This is a genomic window from Flavobacterium circumlabens (assembly GCF_004345565.1).
Classification (GTDB): domain Bacteria; phylum Bacteroidota; class Bacteroidia; order Flavobacteriales; family Flavobacteriaceae; genus Flavobacterium; species Flavobacterium circumlabens.
In genome coordinates this window covers 383281-401548 of sequence record NZ_SLWA01000002.1, presented here as the reverse complement: position 1 = coordinate 401548, position 18268 = coordinate 383281, and the positions used below count along the sequence as shown (strand labels likewise).

9 protein-coding genes are annotated in these 18268 nt (G+C 37.7%); 2 read left to right on the top strand and 7 right to left on the bottom strand.

Features of this window, described 5'->3' with window-relative positions:
• Positions 1-43: 43 nt before the first annotated feature.
• Positions 44-937, bottom strand: a complete 894-nt coding sequence (dapA, locus tag EV142_RS06245; protein WP_132033595.1) for a 4-hydroxy-tetrahydrodipicolinate synthase — start codon at positions 935-937, stop codon at positions 44-46.
• 15 nt (positions 938-952) lie between these two features.
• Positions 953-1465 carry a DUF6913 domain-containing protein gene (locus EV142_RS06240; RefSeq protein ID WP_132033593.1) on the bottom strand — a complete coding sequence of 171 codons (513 nt, stop codon included), beginning with the start codon at positions 1463-1465 and terminating at the stop codon, positions 953-955.
• 47 nt (positions 1466-1512) lie between these two features.
• Between EV142_RS06240 and EV142_RS06235 the strand changes: the two genes are divergently transcribed.
• Both EV142_RS06235 and EV142_RS06230 read left to right on the top strand, forming a co-directional pair.
• Entirely contained in the window at positions 1513-2292 is a 780-nt protein-coding gene (locus EV142_RS06235; RefSeq protein WP_132033591.1) for a 5'-nucleotidase C-terminal domain-containing protein, read from the top strand.
• 309 nt (positions 2293-2601) lie between these two features.
• Positions 2602-3513 (top strand): bifunctional metallophosphatase/5'-nucleotidase, encoded by a 912-nt coding sequence (locus tag EV142_RS06230; RefSeq protein ID WP_132033589.1) that lies wholly within the window; start codon positions 2602-2604, stop codon positions 3511-3513.
• On the opposite strand, the gene EV142_RS06225 is transcribed toward EV142_RS06230, so the two are convergent.
• The 5 genes from EV142_RS06225 to EV142_RS06205 all read right to left on the bottom strand — a co-directional run bounded on the left by EV142_RS06225 (position 3503) and on the right by EV142_RS06205 (position 18223).
• Positions 3503-4195: a lysoplasmalogenase family protein gene (locus tag EV142_RS06225; RefSeq protein ID WP_132033587.1), complete on the bottom strand. Its 693-nt coding sequence runs from the start codon at positions 4193-4195 to the stop codon at positions 3503-3505. The genes EV142_RS06230 and EV142_RS06225 overlap by 11 nt on opposite strands.
• A complete protein-coding gene (gene ligA, locus EV142_RS06220; RefSeq protein WP_238698660.1) occupies positions 4182-6476 on the bottom strand; it encodes an NAD-dependent DNA ligase LigA in 2295 nt (764 codons plus the stop codon). Before ligA ends, EV142_RS06225 begins: the two co-directional genes overlap by 14 nt.
• A 170-nt stretch (positions 6477-6646) precedes the next feature.
• On the bottom strand, positions 6647-8581 hold the full coding sequence (locus EV142_RS06215) for an OmpA family protein (RefSeq protein WP_132033585.1): 1935 nt from the start codon (positions 8579-8581) through the stop codon (positions 6647-6649).
• An 11-nt stretch (positions 8582-8592) separates the two neighbouring features.
• Complete coding sequence (locus tag EV142_RS06210) at positions 8593-9525, bottom strand: PorP/SprF family type IX secretion system membrane protein (protein WP_132033583.1); 933 nt, start codon at positions 9523-9525, stop codon at positions 8593-8595.
• 46 nt (positions 9526-9571) lie between these two features.
• Positions 9572-18223, bottom strand: coding sequence for an Ig-like domain-containing protein (locus EV142_RS06205; protein WP_244606810.1), 8652 nt, complete (start codon positions 18221-18223; stop codon positions 9572-9574).
• Between the last annotated feature and the right edge of the window lie 45 nt (positions 18224-18268).

The window sequence follows — 18268 nt, the reverse complement described above, 5'->3', positions numbered from 1 at the left end:
ATTTAGCTACTACAAAATATTTTTTTGGTATAATAAAATACCGTTAATCCTGTTCTACTTTAATGCTTTTTTTAACAAATTCATTCAATCTTCCTGCCAGTGAATCATCTACTGATACTAATGGCAAACGTACCGTGTTTTCAGCAATACCAAGGGCTTTGAATACTTGTTTGATTCCGGCAGGGTTTCCCTGCTCAAAAATCATATCAATACAATCGGATAAAAAGTATTGCGTTTTAAAAGCTTCATTTACCTTTCTATTCAGTCCCAAACGAATCATTTCTGAAAATTCTTTAGGAAAACCCTGTCCAATTACAGAAATTACCCCTGCTCCGCCAGCCAAAACTATTGGTAAGGCAATCATATCATCACCTGAAATTACAAGGAAATCTTTTGGTGTGTTTTTAATCAGTTGAAAAGCCTGCACGATATCTCCTGCAGCTTCTTTTATTGCCACGACATTTTTAAAATCATTTGCCAGACGAACTACTGTTGAAGGCAACATATTGCTGGATGTTCTTCCCGGCACGTTATATAAAATAACCGGCAGCGGAGATGCTTCGGCAACTGCCTTAAAATGCTGATAAATCCCTTCCTGGGTTGGTTTGTTATAGTAAGGGGAAACGGAAAGGATTGCATCAAATGCCGAAAAATCCCTGGTTTTTAATTCTTCTACAACCTGAATGGTATTATTACCGCCAACACCAAGTACAAGAGGTAATCTTCCTTTATTAAAATCAATTACTGCATTAATAACCAATTCTTTTTCGGCCTGGGTTAAGGTAGCATTTTCTGCTGTTGTACCCATAACCACAAGATATTCAACTCCTCCATCAATCGAAAAATTAACTATTCGCTGTAATGCTTCAAAATCAATTGAGAAATCTTTTTTAAATGGAGTTACAAGAGCAACGCCAGTACCTATTAATGATTGCATATTCTAATTTATATTTTATTTTAAACTTTTTAAATACTTAAACAATTCGAAAACGAAGAGTTTGTAATTCTCTATAGCAGTCTCTATCATCCATCTGTTCAATTTTTTATCGACGGATGCAAAACCAACTTTAAACTTCGCTTCTGACTTACTTGTTATCAGCATCAAAATTGCTTTTTCGATATCATAATAACTAATCAAAAGGTCAAATTCTGTCTTTATAAATTCATTTAGAAAATCTACCGTTACATTTCCATTCCAACTGATGTCTTTTTTACCGAAAGTTGGTCTTGAATACGCTGCTTTTTCTTTGAATTTATCTCTGTACACCACAATTTTGATATCCTCCGCATTGATTCCATTCAATATTAATTCTTTAATTAACTCTTTTGAATGTTGAAATTTACTTTCATCAACCAGTAAACCAATTGTTTGTATCTTACTTGTAAACACTTCGTTTTTGACATTATACAAGTTATTTTTTAATGATTTTTTTACAAAAAATTCCTTTATATAATTTAAAAACATAGTACTTTTGCCAGATTACAAAATTAATTATTTAAGTCGCATTTAAGATGGTAAAACTAAAAAAGTATAACGGATTTTTAAAACTTTTTGTTATATTCTTAACACTTTTTTTTATAACTTCTTGCAGTAAGAAAAATTACAATTTAACGAAGATAGAAGGTAAACTGCTTCCTGTAACGGAAAAGGCTTCTGAAACGCCTGCAATTGAAAGCTTTATTGCTCCGTATCGAAATCATATTAATAAGGATTTAGACAGTATTCTAGCTTATGCTCCTGAAACGCTTGACAAAAGCAGTGGAAAATGGCAGTCAACTATTGGAAATCTCATGGCTGATGTTTGTGTCGAAAGAGGAAATCTGGTTTTTAAAGCCCGTGAGAAAAAAAGCATTGATCTGTGTTTATTGAATCATGGTGGAATAAGAGCCATTTTACCTAAAGGAAATGTGACCAGCAGAACAGCATTTGAAATTATGCCTTTTGAAAACAGTATGGTTGTTATGGCGCTAAAGGGAGATCAAATTTTAGAAATGTGTTCTTATATAATTAAGGCACAGAAAGCACAGCCATTATCAGGGATGACTTTTACAATCGCAAAAGACAAGACTCCAAAAAACATTATGATTCAGGGAAAACCCCTTGATCTTACTTCAACTTACTATGTAGCAACCAATGATTATTTAGCAAATGGCGGAGACAGTATGACTTTTTTCGCAAAAAGTGTACAAAAGTATGATCTGAATTACAAACTTAGAGATGTATTGATCGATTATTTCAAAGAAGTCGATACCATTCCGGTACCAAGAGACATCCGGATTACAGAAGAATAATATTAAGGTTGCCACGAATTTCACTAATTTTCTTAATATAGAAAATTTAAAAAATGAGTAGAAAATAAAAGCCGGCAACCGTGCTTGTGAAAAGTTTAAGCGCTCCCGGTCGCTATCGGGATAAAAGATTAAAATCAATGCAAATCTTTTTAATCTGTGGCAAAAAAAATTGCAATACAGAAAAATAAGTTACCACAAATTTCACGGATTTACACCAATCCTAATGTTGATAAAAAATACCAATTCGTGAAATTCGTGGCCAAAAAAACATTACAAATTACAATATCGTTTCAGTAAAAAACATAAAAAATGAAAAGAAGAGAATTTATCGAGAAAACAGCTGCCAGTACTGCCTTATTAAGCTTAGGACTGTCATTAAGCAGTTTTGAAACTAACGATATTAAACACTTAACTATTTTACATACTAACGATGTTCACAGCCATATTGACCCTTTTCCGGCTGATGATCCGCGTAATGCAAACAAAGGTGGTGTATCCCGCAGAGCTGCTCTTATAGAAACTATACGTAAAGAAAATCCAAACGTACTTTTATTAGATGCAGGTGATATTTTTCAGGGAACTCCATACTTTAATTATTATGGTGGTGAGCTTGAATTTAAATTGATGAGCATGATGAAATATGATGCCTCAACGATAGGAAATCATGATTTCGACAATGGTCTGGATGGTTTATACGCTCAGATGCCGCATGCAACTTTTGAATTTATAAATTCGAATTACGACTTTAAAAATACGGTAATGAACGGACTTGTTAAACCGTATAAAATTTTTAATAAAAACGGAATCAAAGTTGGTGTTTTTGGCCTTGGAATTGAACTTGCCGGTCTGGTAGACAAACAAATGTACAAGGAAACGGTTTACAACAATCCTGTAGAAATTGCACAGGACATGACGCAATTATTGAAAAAAACGGAAAAATGTGATCTGGTTGTCTGTCTTTCGCATTTAGGTTATAACTACAAAGATGACCCAACTAAAATCTGTGATTTGAAATTAGCGGAATTAACCCAGGATATCGATTTAATTATTGGCGGGCATACGCATACTTTTTTAGACAAACCAACTATCGTAAAGAACAAAGCGGGTGAAAATGTTTTGGTAAATCAGGTGGGATGCTACGGCATTAATTTAGGCCGTATTGATTTTTATTTTGATAAGGACAAAGCGCATACCAATCAGGGGAAATCGATTATTGTATAATAATCCTTTTCCCGGTTTTAGTTTTTTCAAGGAAATATTCTGCCATAAAATAGTAAGCCAGGATTTGGGTGATGTCACGAATCAGCACGAGAACAACTGAAAAGGAAAAATATTCATTGAAGATATAAAATATGTCTGAAAATATATAGCTTATCGCCATCAGAGACATTAGCAATGTAATGTGGGTTCCTTTTGTGATGTAACTTACAAATGAAAAATAACTTAAAATACTTAGTACAATTCCGTAAAAAGTATAAATAAAATTAAACTTTTTTATACTGTCTGACTGCAGGCTCAGTACTGAAATCAGTAAGTATATTATAAAAACAACCACTATAAATACCGGCAAAATATCTTTTCTTCTGAGCTTTATTCTTTTATGGTTGACTATAAAAAACCGAAGCAGCAACATATATACCAGTAAGAAACTGAGTACTGCACCAATTTTAGAGACTTCCACTTCCATCAGATCAAAGACCTGACCAACAAAGCAAAAGAAAAAAATAAAAGCTTCTGTTTTTCCAATTTTGTAATTGCTGCTAATTAAAAAGTAGAAAAAAATTGCAGGAAGTACAATCGCTTTTGCATAAACGGCCAAAAAATCCTGTCCTGTACAATCAAAAATTATGGTACAGAGTAATGCGAGAAAAAACAGGATTAACGACGGTTTATTCGCTTTCATTTAGTTTCGTTATAAAATCTTCTTCAGACAATATCGGAATATTTAATTTATTTGCCTTTTCTAATTTGGCTGGTCCCATATTATCTCCTGCAACCACAAAATCTGTTTTGGCAGAAATGGAGCTTCCAACCTTTCCTCCGTTGTCTTCTATGGTTTTCTTTAATTCATCCCTTGAAAACTGAGCAAAAACACCTGAAACCACAAATGTTTTTCCGATAAATTTCTCTGTTGCATTTGGGTTTATTTTTTCAACAATTTCAAATTGAACGCCATAACTTTTTAAGCGTTCTATAATTTTCTGATTTTCTTCATTTTCAAAAAATTCAATGACACTTCTGGCGATACGTTCGCCAATTTCATCTACTAAAATCAACTCCATCAGGGAAGCCTGACTTAATGCGGTAATATTTTTATAATGTTTGGCTAATTTTTTGGCAACCGTTTCCCCCACAAAACGAATTCCAAGTGCAAACAAGACACTTTCGAATGGAATTTCTATTGACTTTTGCACTCCGTTTACCAGATTTTCAGCAGATTTTTTTGCCATTCTTTCTAAATGCAAAATGTCTTCTACTTTCAATTCATATAAATCGGCATAGTTATGAACCAATCCGTTTTTGAAAAGCAGCGCGACTGTCTCACCTCCAAGACCTTCAATATCCATTGCTTTTCTGGAAATATAGTGTTGGATTCTTCCTATAATCTGTGGAGGACATCCGTAGAAATTAGGACAATAGTGATTGGCTTCACCTGCATTTCTTACCAGTTCGGTATGGCATTCCGGACAATGTGTAATGTATTTTGTAGGAAGTAAATCTAGTGAACGTTTTGAAAAATCCACACCTATAATTTTAGGTATAATTTCACCGCCTTTTTCTACGAAAACCTCATCTCCAACACGAATATCTAATTTTTCAATTTGATCAGCATTGTGCAGGGAAGCTCTTTTTACTGTAGTACCTGCCAACTGTACCGGTTTTAAATTAGCTACAGGCGTGATGGCACCTGTACGACCTACTTGATAAGAAATAGAATTTAATTTAGTAGAAACTTGTTCTGCCTTAAATTTATATGCTATAGCCCATCGAGGAGACTTTGCAGTAAATCCTAATTCATCTTGAAAATGTAAATTATTCACTTTTACAACAACTCCATCAGTTTCATACGGTAAATCGTGTCGTTCAGTATTCCAATAATTTATAAATTCCATGACTTCGTTGCTTGATTTACATAATTTTGATTGATATGGAACATTAAATCCCCATTTCTTAGCTTTTTCTAAACTTTCAAAATGATTATCAAAATATACATTTATAGAACGATCCATTATAACTGAGTAAATCAAAAATTCTAATGGTCTTTTTGCAGCTTCTAGAGGATTCTTTAATTTTAAAGTTCCGCTAGCTGTATTTCTGGGATTCATATATACTTGCTCACCAGCCTCTAGTCGCTCTTGATTTATTTTTGCAAATCCACTTAACGGCAAAACAATTTCACCTCTAACAAAAAAGCTGGAAGGAAAATCTCCTATAAGTTTTTTAGGTATAGAATTTATAGTCTTTATATTTTCTGTAACATCTTCACCTGAATTACCATCGCCTCTTGTCAAAGCTTGAAATAATTCACCATTTACATATTGCAAACTTATCGATGCTCCATCATATTTTAATTCACAAACAAATTCAATATTTGTTAATCCTAAATTTTTCTGATTTTTAAGTTCCCAATCATCAATATCTTCTTTTGAGTAAGAATTATCTAAAGAATACATCTTAAAAAGATGATCAAAAGTTTGAAAGTACTTAGTCGATGTCTCATACTTCTTTTTACTTTTTCCTTTATCCTTTAAAGGATTAAAACCAATCCTTTGAGTAATACTTGTCGGAACAGTTTCATTTATTAATTCTTCTAAATTTTTAAGAATTTTATAGAGAACGTCATAATCATAATCAGGAATTTTAGTTACTCCTCTTTCATAATAATTTAAATTATGTTCTTTTAGACTCTCTCTTAAACCTTTGGTAATTATTTTAACCTCATCAAGAGTTGCATTTTTTTCTTTTAAAACTGAGACTAATACTTCTTTTTCTCTAGAATCAATTTTAAGTTTATCAAAATTAATCTGTCTTTCTTCCGAAAATAAATTCCCATCTATTTGATATAAATCAAATTGTCCTAAAAAGTATTTTTTTAAATCTTCCATTATGCAAAAACTAATTAATTCTATTTTATAAAAATCAAAACTAGCAATAAAATTAGGATTATTTTCCCTGAAAAACATAAAAATGCAAAAGTTTTAAAAATCAAAAATCAAGTTGCAAAAAAATGCAACTTGATTTCCTTTTTGTCCATTATTCTTTAAAAAAGAATTAATCAAAACCAACTTCCAAATGGTTTTTAAGTTCTATATCTTTACACTGGCCATAAGCCAGTTTGGACATAAATATAGAGTTACTTTTGAATGATAATGAAATCTGAACGTCTGTTAAGCAAGTGCTCCGCTTCGGTACATTTCACACCATTTTTACATTTATTAATCAACCGGCTTTCGCCATAACCTATCGCACTCTCGATTCTTGAAGCATCTATTCCCTGAGAAATAATATAATCGCGGGTTGATTTGGCTCTGTTATCGGATAGTTTCAGGTTGTAAGCGTCTTTTCCGCGAGAATCGGTATGTGATTCTATTTTGATTCTGATGTTAGGAAATTTCTGCATGATAAAAACTACTTTTGTCAGCTCTTCTATTGCCAAAGGTGTAATATCATACTTATCATAATCAAAATAAATAGGGTTAACATCTACTTTTTCAACCCCTTTTTTCTTCACTACTAAGTCGTCATAATTGCTAAGTTCAAAATTAATATCCTTAATTTCGCCCTCATTATCATTTCCCGTTTGAACTGTTTTTTCGTCATTACTATAGTTCTGTTTTGCTGCCAGCAGTTTAACGACTTTTCCACACGGCACTACGATTGCATACTTACCCTCATAATTGGTCTTTGTTTCATTCAGAACGTCACTATAGGAATTGTATGCCATGATTACAACATCGGTAAGCGGTAATTTGGTTTTCCTGTCAACGGCTATACCGGAAATATTCTGATTGCAGACCGGTTTTCCTTTTACAAAAGAATAAATGTCATCATCACCTTTTCCATCTGCTCTGTTGGACGAGACATAACCGAAATTATCGGCTTTGTCAATTATAAAAGAAAAATCGTCTTTGTTACTGTTTATTGGTTCTCCCAGGTTACGCGGAACAGAAAATGTTCCATCTGCCAGGAATTTGCTTTCGTAAACATCTAAATCCCCTAATCCGTAATGCCCGTCTGAAGAGAAATAAAGCGTTCCGTTGCTAAAAAAAGGAAAAAGATCATTCCCCAATGTATTAATTTTTGGTCCCAGGTTTACAGGGGAACTCATCGTACCATCATCGGAAATTTTCACATAATACAAATCGGTTTCGCCGTATCCGCCAGGCATATCTGATGCAAAGAAAAGCCAACGCCCGTCATCGCTTAACGAAGGGTGTCCTGCAGAATACTCATCACTGTCAAAAAAAACTTTTTCAGGATTTTCTAATTTGTTATTTACAATCGACCCTTTAATTATCTGAAAATTATTGGTTTTGGTCTCATCTATAACCAGTTTATTTTTCTTGACAATGTTGGTCGAGTAATAAATTGTTTTTCCCTGAGCATCAAAGGTTGCCGTTGCTTCATGGTATTTTGTCATTACGTTTGGTATAAACAAAACTTCATTGAACAAGCTTCCGTCTGCCGGATTGCGCTCGGCTACATAAAGATTTAGAAAAGGCTGATTGTTCCAGGTGTATAATTTTTCACTAAATTTTGTAGTATCCCTTGCGGAGGTAAACACTATTTTATCCTGGAAAAAAGTAGCACCAAAATCAGATTTACTGGTATTGATATCGAGATTTTTTATACTATAAAGAGATTTCGCTTTCGAGAGACTGTCCAACTGCTTCTTTTGGGCGGCATATCTGTTAATTTCATTCTGATCTCCTTTTTTATCCAGATATTCTTTGATCATTCTATTGGCTTCGTCATAATCCATAACCCCTTTTAAGGACTGGATGTAACGCAAATAGTAAATGTCTGTCAGATTGTTACCTTGTGCTTCGTATAATTTTTTATACCATTTCAGCGCATTTCTTGCATCTGAAATAAAATAATACGAATCGGCCGCATTCTTTAGCGTCTGTGTGGACGGATTCTTGATGTTTTGTAAAATTTCTTCGTAAGCTTTAGAAGCATCTACATAAGAATAGTTTTTAAACAACGCATCTGCCTTTTTTAAATTAGTCTGAGCAAAACCAATCGTAAAACTCAGGACTAAACTTAGGATATATAATTTTTTCATAGAGTTTGTTTTTAGAAGAATCGAGGAGATTTGATTTTGCTTTCGCCTTTATTAAACTGATAGCGCAGGATGATTTCATGTGAACCATCATTATACTTGTTCAATTCGCTTACTGTGTAGTCAAATGCGTATCCGATATAAAAGCTTTTTGATATCTGGAAACCTGCCAGTATGCTCACAGAATCGTCTGTTCTGTAAGCGCCGCCAATTACAAATTTTTCCGCAATCATGAAATTTGCTGAAACATCAGCAGTAAGTGGGGCTCCACTTACTGCTTTTACCAAAAATGCCGGTTTGAATTTTAAATTCGGATTCAAATCAAACACATACCCTCCCATTAAATAATAATGTAAACGATCGTAATCTATAGATTCCTGAACATCATCGTAGTAAGTACTCTGAATAAAACTAGGAACCGAAACTCCCAAATACCATTTATCGGTATAATAATAAATCCCGGCACCAACGGCTAATTTCATCTGATTGTTAATATTCTGATTTAACAAATTATCGTTATTATCATAATATTTTCCTTTGGACCAGTCTATATTCAGCATTCGCATACCGGCTTTTAATCCGAAGGCCAATCTTTTTTCATATCCAAGAGGTATTGAATAAGCAAAGTTTCCGTCAACATACAACTCGTCGGATGGTCCGATTTTGTCATTGACAATACTTAAACCGAGACCGATTTTTTCATTTCGAAGCGGCCCATGAATAGAAAATGATTGTGTCTCCGGAGCCCCATCAATTCCAACCCATTGTGAACGATACAAAAGTGCAGCCTCCAATGCTCCGGTAGATCCTGCATAAGCAGGATTTACCGACATCGTATTATACATATACTGCGTGTATTCCGGGTCTTGTTGCGCAGAAGCGCAAAACGTGATAAAAGAACATATTAAAATGAAATACGTTTCTAATGATTTTATATATAGTTTCATAACGATACTTATTTAGTTTAATTAATTAGATAAGATTAATAATGGATTATCTCATTATAGATAACCATCCTTTTTTAACCGTTCCATCTCCGGTGTCTATCACATAAAAATAAGTACCAGTAGGCAACATATCTCCTCTATTAATAACTCCCGATACATTCGCAGTTCCATCCCAATCGTTTTCATATTTCATTTTGCTGTATACCAACGCACCGTATCTGTTGAATACTTTTAATTCATTATTTGGGTGTGTTTCGATACAATCAATTCTGAAAAGATCATTTTGTCCGTCATTATTTGGAGTGAACTCATTGTAGACTGTCAAACAAATTGGCTCCACAAAAGCCGTAGCCGAATTATTTGTAGGATCAACATCTAAAGGAGTTGAAATTTCGATTGTTGCAACATTGTTATAGTTTCCACTTGGCAATACCAGAAGTTTAACTTCCAGGGTTTCACTTTCTCCACCACTTAAAGTTGGAATTGTCCACACCTGAGTTGCAGGATCATAAACTCCGGCGGATGTTGTGAAGGATACCAAACTGTAACCGCTAGGGATTAATTCACTTACCAGTGTATTGATAATAGCACCCTGTCCAACATTATTTACCGTTATTGTAAAGACAACCTCATCTCCAAAATTCGGAGTTGGATTATTAACTGTATTTGTTATAGTCAGATCTGAACATGTTGCTACTATAACGGTTAATGATTTAGTTGTGGTTTCATCACAAGTATTCACATACGTTACACTAACTGTTCCCGAACCAATATCAGACCATGAAACTGTTACAGAATCATCAGCTGTTCCGCCTCCGGTAAGAATGGTACCGTTTGAAACTGACCACACATAATTTGATTTTCCGTTTGCAATAGAATAAGTAACGCCCTGGAATACACATGGTGTATCATCGCTTGTTGTAATTTGCACAAGAGCATCATTTGCAAATTCTACTTTTATTCCTAAACGGGAAGTATTCACACATCCATTGGTTGTATTATTAAGTGCTACGGCATAATAAGTTGCAGCGGTAAGCGGCGTGTTTGCAGCCAGCGGTGTTCCTCCTGTTGCTGAAGAGTAGTAAACAACATTAGCTTCATTTACTACTATATCTTCAACTGTTGGCGTATCGGATAAACAAAATATTTGCGTTGTTCTTGGAGTAGTAACTATTCCCGGCGTATTTACATTTACCATCACTATTAGTCTTACCGGATTCTCACAACCTACATTGCTGGCGATAGCACCGTAATAGTAGCCTGTTACCAACGCTGTTGTTGCAGGAATTGCAGTTCCACCTGTTGAAGTACTATACCAAACTACATTTGGTTCATTTACCTGGATATTAGCAACTGTTGGCGCATTTACCGAACAGAAGTTTTGAGTTGCTGAATTTGTAGTTGGCGTTGCTGTAGTGTTGTTAATTGTAATTATTACCTGCAATCTTGTAACACTTTCACAACCTGTCGTTGGATTTGATATAGCACCGTAATACGTTCCATTTACTAATGGCGTAGTGGAAGCAATTACTGTACCGCCCGTAGGAGTACTGTACCATACTACATTTGGTTCATTTACCTGAATATTTGCAACTGTTGGCGCAGCTGTTATACAGAAACTTTGTGTATCATCTGTAGTTGTTGGCGTTGCCGGATCATTTACTGAGATAGTTACCAATAGACGAACTGAACTTTGACATCCCGTTGCAGCATCTAACAATGCAGCGTAATAAACACCACTAGTCAAGGCTGTCGTAGCAGGAATAGCTGTTCCGCCTGTAGCAGTACTATACCAAACCACATTAGGCTGATTGGTCTGAATACTTGCAAAAGTTGGTGCATTTACCGAACAAAAGTCTTGTGTGGTATCTGTGGTAGTTGGCGTTGCCGGATCGGTTACTGAAATTGTAACCAATAGACGAGCTGAACTTTCACATCCTGTTGCAGCATCCAATAAAGCAGCGTAATAAGTACCACTGGTCAAAACTGTTGTTGCAGGAATTGGAGCCCCGCCGTTTGCAGCACTGTACCAAACCACATTTGGCTGATTGGTCTGAATGCTCGCAAAAGTCGGTGCATTTACCAAACAGAAATCTTGTGTTGAATCTGTGGTCGTTGGTGTTGCCGGATCAGTTACGGAAATCGTAACGGCTAATCTTATGGAACTTTCACATCCTGTTGCAGCATCTAACAGAGCAGCATAATAAGTACCACTAGTCAATGCTGTTGTTGCAGGAATTGGAGCTCCGCCGTTTGCAGCACTGTACCAAACCACATTAGGCTGGTTGGTCTGAATGCTCGCAAAAGTTGGTGCATCTATTAAACAGAAGTCCTGTGTGGTATCTGTTGTTGTTGGCGTGGCCGGATCGGTTACTGAAATTGTAACCAATAAACGAACTGAACTTTCACATCCTGTTACAGCATCCAATAAAGCAGCGTAATATGTACCGCTAGTCAAAGCTGTTGTCGCAGGAATTGGAGCTCCGCCGTTTGCAGCACTGTACCAAACCACATTTGGCTGATTGGTCTGAATGCTTGCAAAAGTCGGTGCATCAACCAAACAGAAGTCTTGTGTGGTATCTGTTGTTGTTGGCGTTGCCGGATCGGTTACTGAAATGGTAACGGCCAATCTTATGGAGCTTTCACATCCTGTTGCAGCATCCAATAAAGAAGCATAATAAGTACCACTTGTCAAAGCTGTTGTAGCAGGAATTGGAGCTCCGCCGTTCGAAGCACTGTACCAAACCACATTTGGCTGATTGGTCTGAATGCTCGCAAAAGTCGGTGCATTTACCAAACAAAAATCTTGTGTGGTATCTGTGGTAGTTGGCGTTGCCGGATCGGTTACTGAAATGGTAACGGCCAATCTTATGGAACTTTCACATCCCGTTACGGCATCCAATAAAGCAGCGTAATAAACTCCGCTAGTCAAAGCGGTTGTCGCTGGAATTGGAGCTCCGCCGTTTGCTGCACTGTACCAAACCACATTAGGCTGGTTGGTCTGAATGCTGGCAAAAGTTGGTGCATTTACCAAACAGAAGTCTTGTGTGGTATCTGTTGTGGTTGGCGTGGCCGGATCGGTTACTGAAATTGTAACCAATAAACGAACTGAACTTTCACATCCGGTTACGGCATCCAATAAAGCAGCGTAATAAGTACCACTGGTCAAAGCGGTTGTAGCAGGAATCGGAGCTCCGCCGTTTGCAGCACTGTACCAAACCACATTAGGCTGGTTGGTCTGAATGCTCGCAAAAGTTGGTGCATCTATTAAACAGAAGTCTTGTGTGGTATCTGTTGTGGTTGGCGTGGCCGGATCGGTTACTGAAATTGTAACCAATAAACGAACTGAACTTTCACATCCTGTTACAGCATCCAATAAAGCAGCGTAATAAGTACCGCTAGTCAAAGCTGTTGTCGCAGGAATTGGAGCTCCGCCGTTTGCAGAACTGTACCAAACCACATTTGGCTGATTGGTCTGAATGCTTGCAAAAGTTGGTGCATCTACCAAACAGAAGTCCTGTGTGGTATCTGTTGTTGTTGGCGTGGCCGGATCGGTTACGGAAATCGTAATGGCCAATCTTATGGAACTTTCACATCCTGTGGCTGCATCTAATAAAGAAGCATAATAAGTACCACTTGTCAAAGCTGTCGTGGCAGGAATTGGGGCTCCACCGTTTGCAGCACTGTACCAAACCACATTAGGCTGATTGGTCTGAATGCTCGCAAAAGTTGGTGCATTTACCAAACAGAAGTCTTGTGTGGTATCTATTGTTGTTGGTGTGGCCGGATCGGTTACAGAAATTGTAACCAATAAACGAACTGAGCTTTCACATCCTGTGGCCGCATCCAATAAAGCAGCGTAATAAGTACCACTAGTCAAAGCTGTCGTGGCAGGAATTGGTGTTCCGCCGTTTGCAGCACTGTACCAAACCACATTAGGCTGGTTGGTCTGAATGCTCGCAAAAGTCGGTGCATTTACCAAACAGAAGTCTTGTGTAGTATCTGTGGTCGTTGGTGTCGCTGGATCAGTTACGGAAATAGTAACGGCCAATCTTATGGAGCTTTCACATCCTGTGGCAGCATCCAATAAAGCAGCATAATAAGTACCACTAGTCAAAGCTGTTGTAGCTGGAATTGGAGCTCCACCGTTTGCAGCACTGTACCAAACCACATTAGGCTGGTTGGTCTGAATGCTCGCAAAAGTTGGTGCATTTACCAAACAGAAGTCTTGTGTGGTATCTATTGTTGTTGGTGTGGCCGGATCGGTTACAGAAATTGTAACCAATAAACGAACTGAGCTTTCACATCCTGTGGCCGCATCCAATAAAGCAGCGTAATAAGTACCACTAGTCAAAGCTGTTGTTGCAGGAATTGGAGCTCCGCCGTTCGAAGCACTGTACCAAACCACATTTGGCTGATTGGTCTGAATGCTGGCAAAAGTCGGTGCATCTACCAAACAGAAATCTTGTGTCGTATCTGTTGTTGTCGGCGTGGCAGGGTCATTTACAATTATTGTTGCTGATTGAAGTGTTCCTGCAATATTCTCACAAGTAGCATCACTTGCCACTGCGACAAAATAAGTAATTGGACTTACTGCACGTGTTAAACCTGTTACTGTTAAAACACCTGTAGCGCTTATCGCATAAGTCAATCCGCTTACCACAAGGCCATTTGTTATGGGCTGGGTTTTATTGGCATCAAAATACCAGGTAAATACCGGATTGGTCAGCGTACTTGCTGTTGGTGTTAATACTCCAGGTACGTCGTGACACACAGCTATATCAGCAACTGAAATATCATTTGTGCCTGAAGGAGGTAAAATCGTCAATGTAATCTGTTTTCTGTCTGCGGCTGCAGTTTCACAAAATTCAGTAGAGCTTACTCCAACATAATATGTATAGGTGCCCGGTGTTAAACCATTTACAATCAATTGAGAAGTAATTTCTCCCGGAATTAACTGACTAGTTGTTCCGTCAAAACTATACCAATAGTATATTGGATTTGTCAATGCAGGAGTTCCACTCAGGCTTGTTGCTAATGTTATAGTACCGGTTGGTGAACAAACTGAAGTAGCTGTTCCTCCATTTAAAGTAATATTTGTTAAAGCATTTTCCGGGCTTGAAGCTTTTACTTCTACAGTTACTTCTCCTCTTGCTAATGCCTCACAACCGTAACGTACCGGCTGTACATAATATTTGTAAATTCCTGCTGCCAATGTAGCTGGTACTGTATACGTAATACCATTAGCGACAACATTTCCTCCAACAGGCGAGTCGTACCATGTGTAGGTTGAACAGGCATCAGCCGGTATCTGAAGCGTGACAGGACTTCCCGGACAGACTATTACTTTATTATTAAGGTCTCCTCCTATTACTTTTGTATTGGCTACGCGCTCAACGGTATGAACTCTAAGGAATTCTAATACTCCTGCAACTCCGCCAAAACGAATGCGAACTCGATCATAAGGTTCTGGTTGAGAAGATACAAGTACCATAGACATCGTATTTCCCGGCAGCAATCTTACACTTAACAGTGTACTTGTATTCTGAATTGGAGCCCCAACTGCAACATTACCTAAATAACGTTGAATACTGAATCCTGTTAGCAAATTAACATCTAAAAGAACTCCTGGTTTTGAAACCACGATTCTTAAGGTATCACTCACAATGGATGGTGTTTTAAATGCTACTGTTAAATCTGCAGCAGCAAGAGCACCAACCCCGCTATACATTGTTGCAAAAGTGGTGATATCATTATCCGCGACATTCAAAGCATCACTAACCCCCACAGTGGCAGTTAAAGCCCCGATCGGAAGACCTAAATCTGTAGCTCCATAATAGATGTCTTGTATATCCCCCGGAGTACAGGTTACTGTAGATACTGGTCTGGTGTAATAAGCGTCAAATACTTTTGTATTCTGAGCAACACTTAAAAGTGATGCGGACTGAATTCTTATTCCGTCATAATCCTGAGGTCCTGAAGTATTTGAGGGAACAAAAGTATATTCGAATGAATTATCTCCTGAGATTAAATTCACTAATGATCCTGAAATAGATTGCATCGTTCCGATATCAACCCCGCTTTTAGTTCCAATAATGGACAAATCTTGTCCTACCGCTAAAACACTGGCTTCAGATCCTAATTTTATAGTTACCGGAGTTCCTTTTACAATATTGGCAGGCCATGTCAGATTTTGCCATGTGGTTCCTACACCTAAAAGTCCGACTCCTGTTGTAATGGTAGAAAAGGTCTGCGGATTGCCATCTACAGCTGCAGTTGGATTCGTAACACCTCCTGTTACAATTGAGCCCTGGGTTTGTCCTGTAGCGTAAACTCTTTCTGCCAGTAATGGACAGTTACCCGGGTCTATCACATTTACAGAAACAGTTCCTGTAACAGAACAATTGGCATTACTCGCTACTACCGTATATGTATAGACTCCCGGTGTATTCAAAACTCCTGTTGTAAAGGGTGGTCCTGTCAGCGTATTCCCCTGAGGATCAAACCAGGTTAATGTACCGTTTGATGTTGCAGTTAAAGTCACAGAAGAACCTGCATTTACTGAAACTGATGGATTTACAACCAAACTTGGCAACGGGTTGACAGTAACTGTTACTGGTAGTTTAACAGATGGACATGTAACACCGTTACCTTGAGCTTGAATTGAGTAAACACCACTTGCTGTTATATTTCCTGCTGCATTTTCGGTTATGATATTATTGGACGCATCATAAAAAGTATAGGTCGTATTTCCTGTTGTATCAAAACCTATTATGGCATCTCGTAAGTTTACACTTCCGCAACCTGCCGGCAAAGGTGTTGTTACTGCTAAAGGTGTAACTGTAGGAATGGTAACATTTACTTGTTTTAAAGTATTAATGACATTCTCACAAGTACCTGCGTTAGTCACAGAAACATAATAATTATAAGGAGCTCCTAAAGCAGTAAGCCCTGAAACCGTAAGGGCACCAGTTGTAACATCTTTAACAAAAGTTACTCCTGGCTGGGTTGCTACAACAGATCCTGTTATAATTTCCTGATCTTTACCCTGACTGGTATAATATCTAAACTGAGCTCCCGCTAAAGCAGAGGTCGGAGCCAATACAACCGCTCCGGAGCAGGAAGCTTCCAAGGGACTTGTAAGAATCACATCTGCAGGTGTTGCTAATGGATTTACAGTAATGGTAACAGGCTGACGAACGCTGTTAATACAAGCTCCGCGCGCTGCTTCAACATAATAAGTTGTCGTATTACTTAACGGAAGTGTTGGATTTACAGCCACTATACTTCCAGCCGTTGGAGAATCATACCATGTAAACGTTTCTGTTCCTGTTGAAGCAGCTGTTAATAAAGCTGCATCTCCTGCGCAAATTGTTGTTGCTCCGGTTATTACCGCATTTGGATATCTGTAAGAAGCGCCATAAATATTCACACTAGTCAATAATGTTGCTACACCGCCTAAACGAACTTCCACTCTGTCAAAGACTGCAGCTGTAGTAAAACTAGCTTTAAATCGGTTTCCTGATAATAATTGTACATTCAATAAATTATTATTAATTGCAACTCTGTCATTATTATAAGTCACTCCGTTATAGGTTGCCAAAGTAATATAAGATAAAGCACTTATATCAAGAAGTCCACCCGGAACTTCCAATTCGACGTCTATAATATCTCCGGCCTCACCTGCTGAAGCGAAAGTTAAGGTTTGCTGAATATAACTTCCCAGTACTCCAATTGGTATGGTAAGAGTAGCGGCTGTATTTATATCTCCGTCAACAGAACCACCCGGATTGGTTGCTCCACATCCAACACATAAAAGCCCCGGATCTAAAGTTGTAACCTGAGCATTAGCCTGCAAGCAATTACTAACCGTATTAATTACTACAACATCAATTACTGCTCTCGAACTACTTACACAACCTGTAGTGATATCCGTAGCTTCAACATAAAATGTTTTATTTGCCGTTAAAGCCGGAGTTGGAGTATAAGTACTTGTATTAGTTGCTAAAGCAGTACCTCCTGTTGGAACATCGTACCAAACATAAGATATTCCGGGATCAGGATTTGAAATGCCTAACATTACATTCTGACCAGACTGAATAATCACATTTGATGATAATGGTACCGGAACTGCTGGTAATGGATTTACAATAAGGTTGAAGGGACTACGGTCAGCTGTACAACTTCCTATTGAAGCTTCAACAAAATAAGTAATGTCGGCTGTTAAGGCAGGTGTAGTAAAGGAAGTCCCTGTAAACACTAAGTTCCCTCCTATATTTGCATCGAACCAATTGTAAACTGTACCCGGAACCGGTGCCTGAATACTTAAGTCAGCAGTCTGTCCGCTGCAAATTGTTGTTGGAACAGCCGTAATCGTTGGGGATATAGGGCTTTGCACTATTACCGATACCGGATTACGCTCACTGTTTAGACAACCATTTCTGGTAATGGCTACATAATAAGTTGTATCGGCATTTAAAGGCGGTGTTGTATACGACGCTGTATTTACTAATGGGACGCCGCCGGTTGCTGCACTGTACCATTCAACTGTTTCACCGGCACCTAGCGTGGCTGTCAGTGTAGTGGTCTGTCCATTACAAATTGTTGTAGTACCTGTAATCGCAGGAGCTTTATATCGGTAAGCAGCCTGATAAATATCTAAACTTGTTACTGCTGAAACCAAACCTCCCAATCGCACTTCAACACGATCAAAAGCGGCACCTGCAACAATGCTGGCTCTAAA

What these genes read in the sequence shown, in the direction of transcription:
- dapA (WP_132033595.1), bottom strand. Translation starts at nt 937, where the DNA reads ATGCAATCATTAATAGGTACTGGCGTTGCTCTTGTAACTCCATTTAAA.
- EV142_RS06240 (WP_132033593.1), bottom strand. Translation starts at nt 1,465, where the DNA reads ATGTTTTTAAATTATATAAAGGAATTTTTTGTAAAAAAATCATTAAAA.
- EV142_RS06235 (WP_132033591.1), top strand. Translation starts at nt 1,513, where the DNA reads ATGGTAAAACTAAAAAAGTATAACGGATTTTTAAAACTTTTTGTTATA.
- EV142_RS06230 (WP_132033589.1), top strand. Translation starts at nt 2,602, where the DNA reads ATGAAAAGAAGAGAATTTATCGAGAAAACAGCTGCCAGTACTGCCTTA.
- EV142_RS06225 (WP_132033587.1), bottom strand. Translation starts at nt 4,195, where the DNA reads ATGAAAGCGAATAAACCGTCGTTAATCCTGTTTTTTCTCGCATTACTC.
- ligA (WP_238698660.1), bottom strand. Translation starts at nt 6,476, where the DNA reads ATGTTTTTCAGGGAAAATAATCCTAATTTTATTGCTAGTTTTGATTTT.
- EV142_RS06215 (WP_132033585.1), bottom strand. Translation starts at nt 8,581, where the DNA reads ATGAAAAAATTATATATCCTAAGTTTAGTCCTGAGTTTTACGATTGGT.
- EV142_RS06210 (WP_132033583.1), bottom strand. Translation starts at nt 9,525, where the DNA reads ATGAAACTATATATAAAATCATTAGAAACGTATTTCATTTTAATATGT.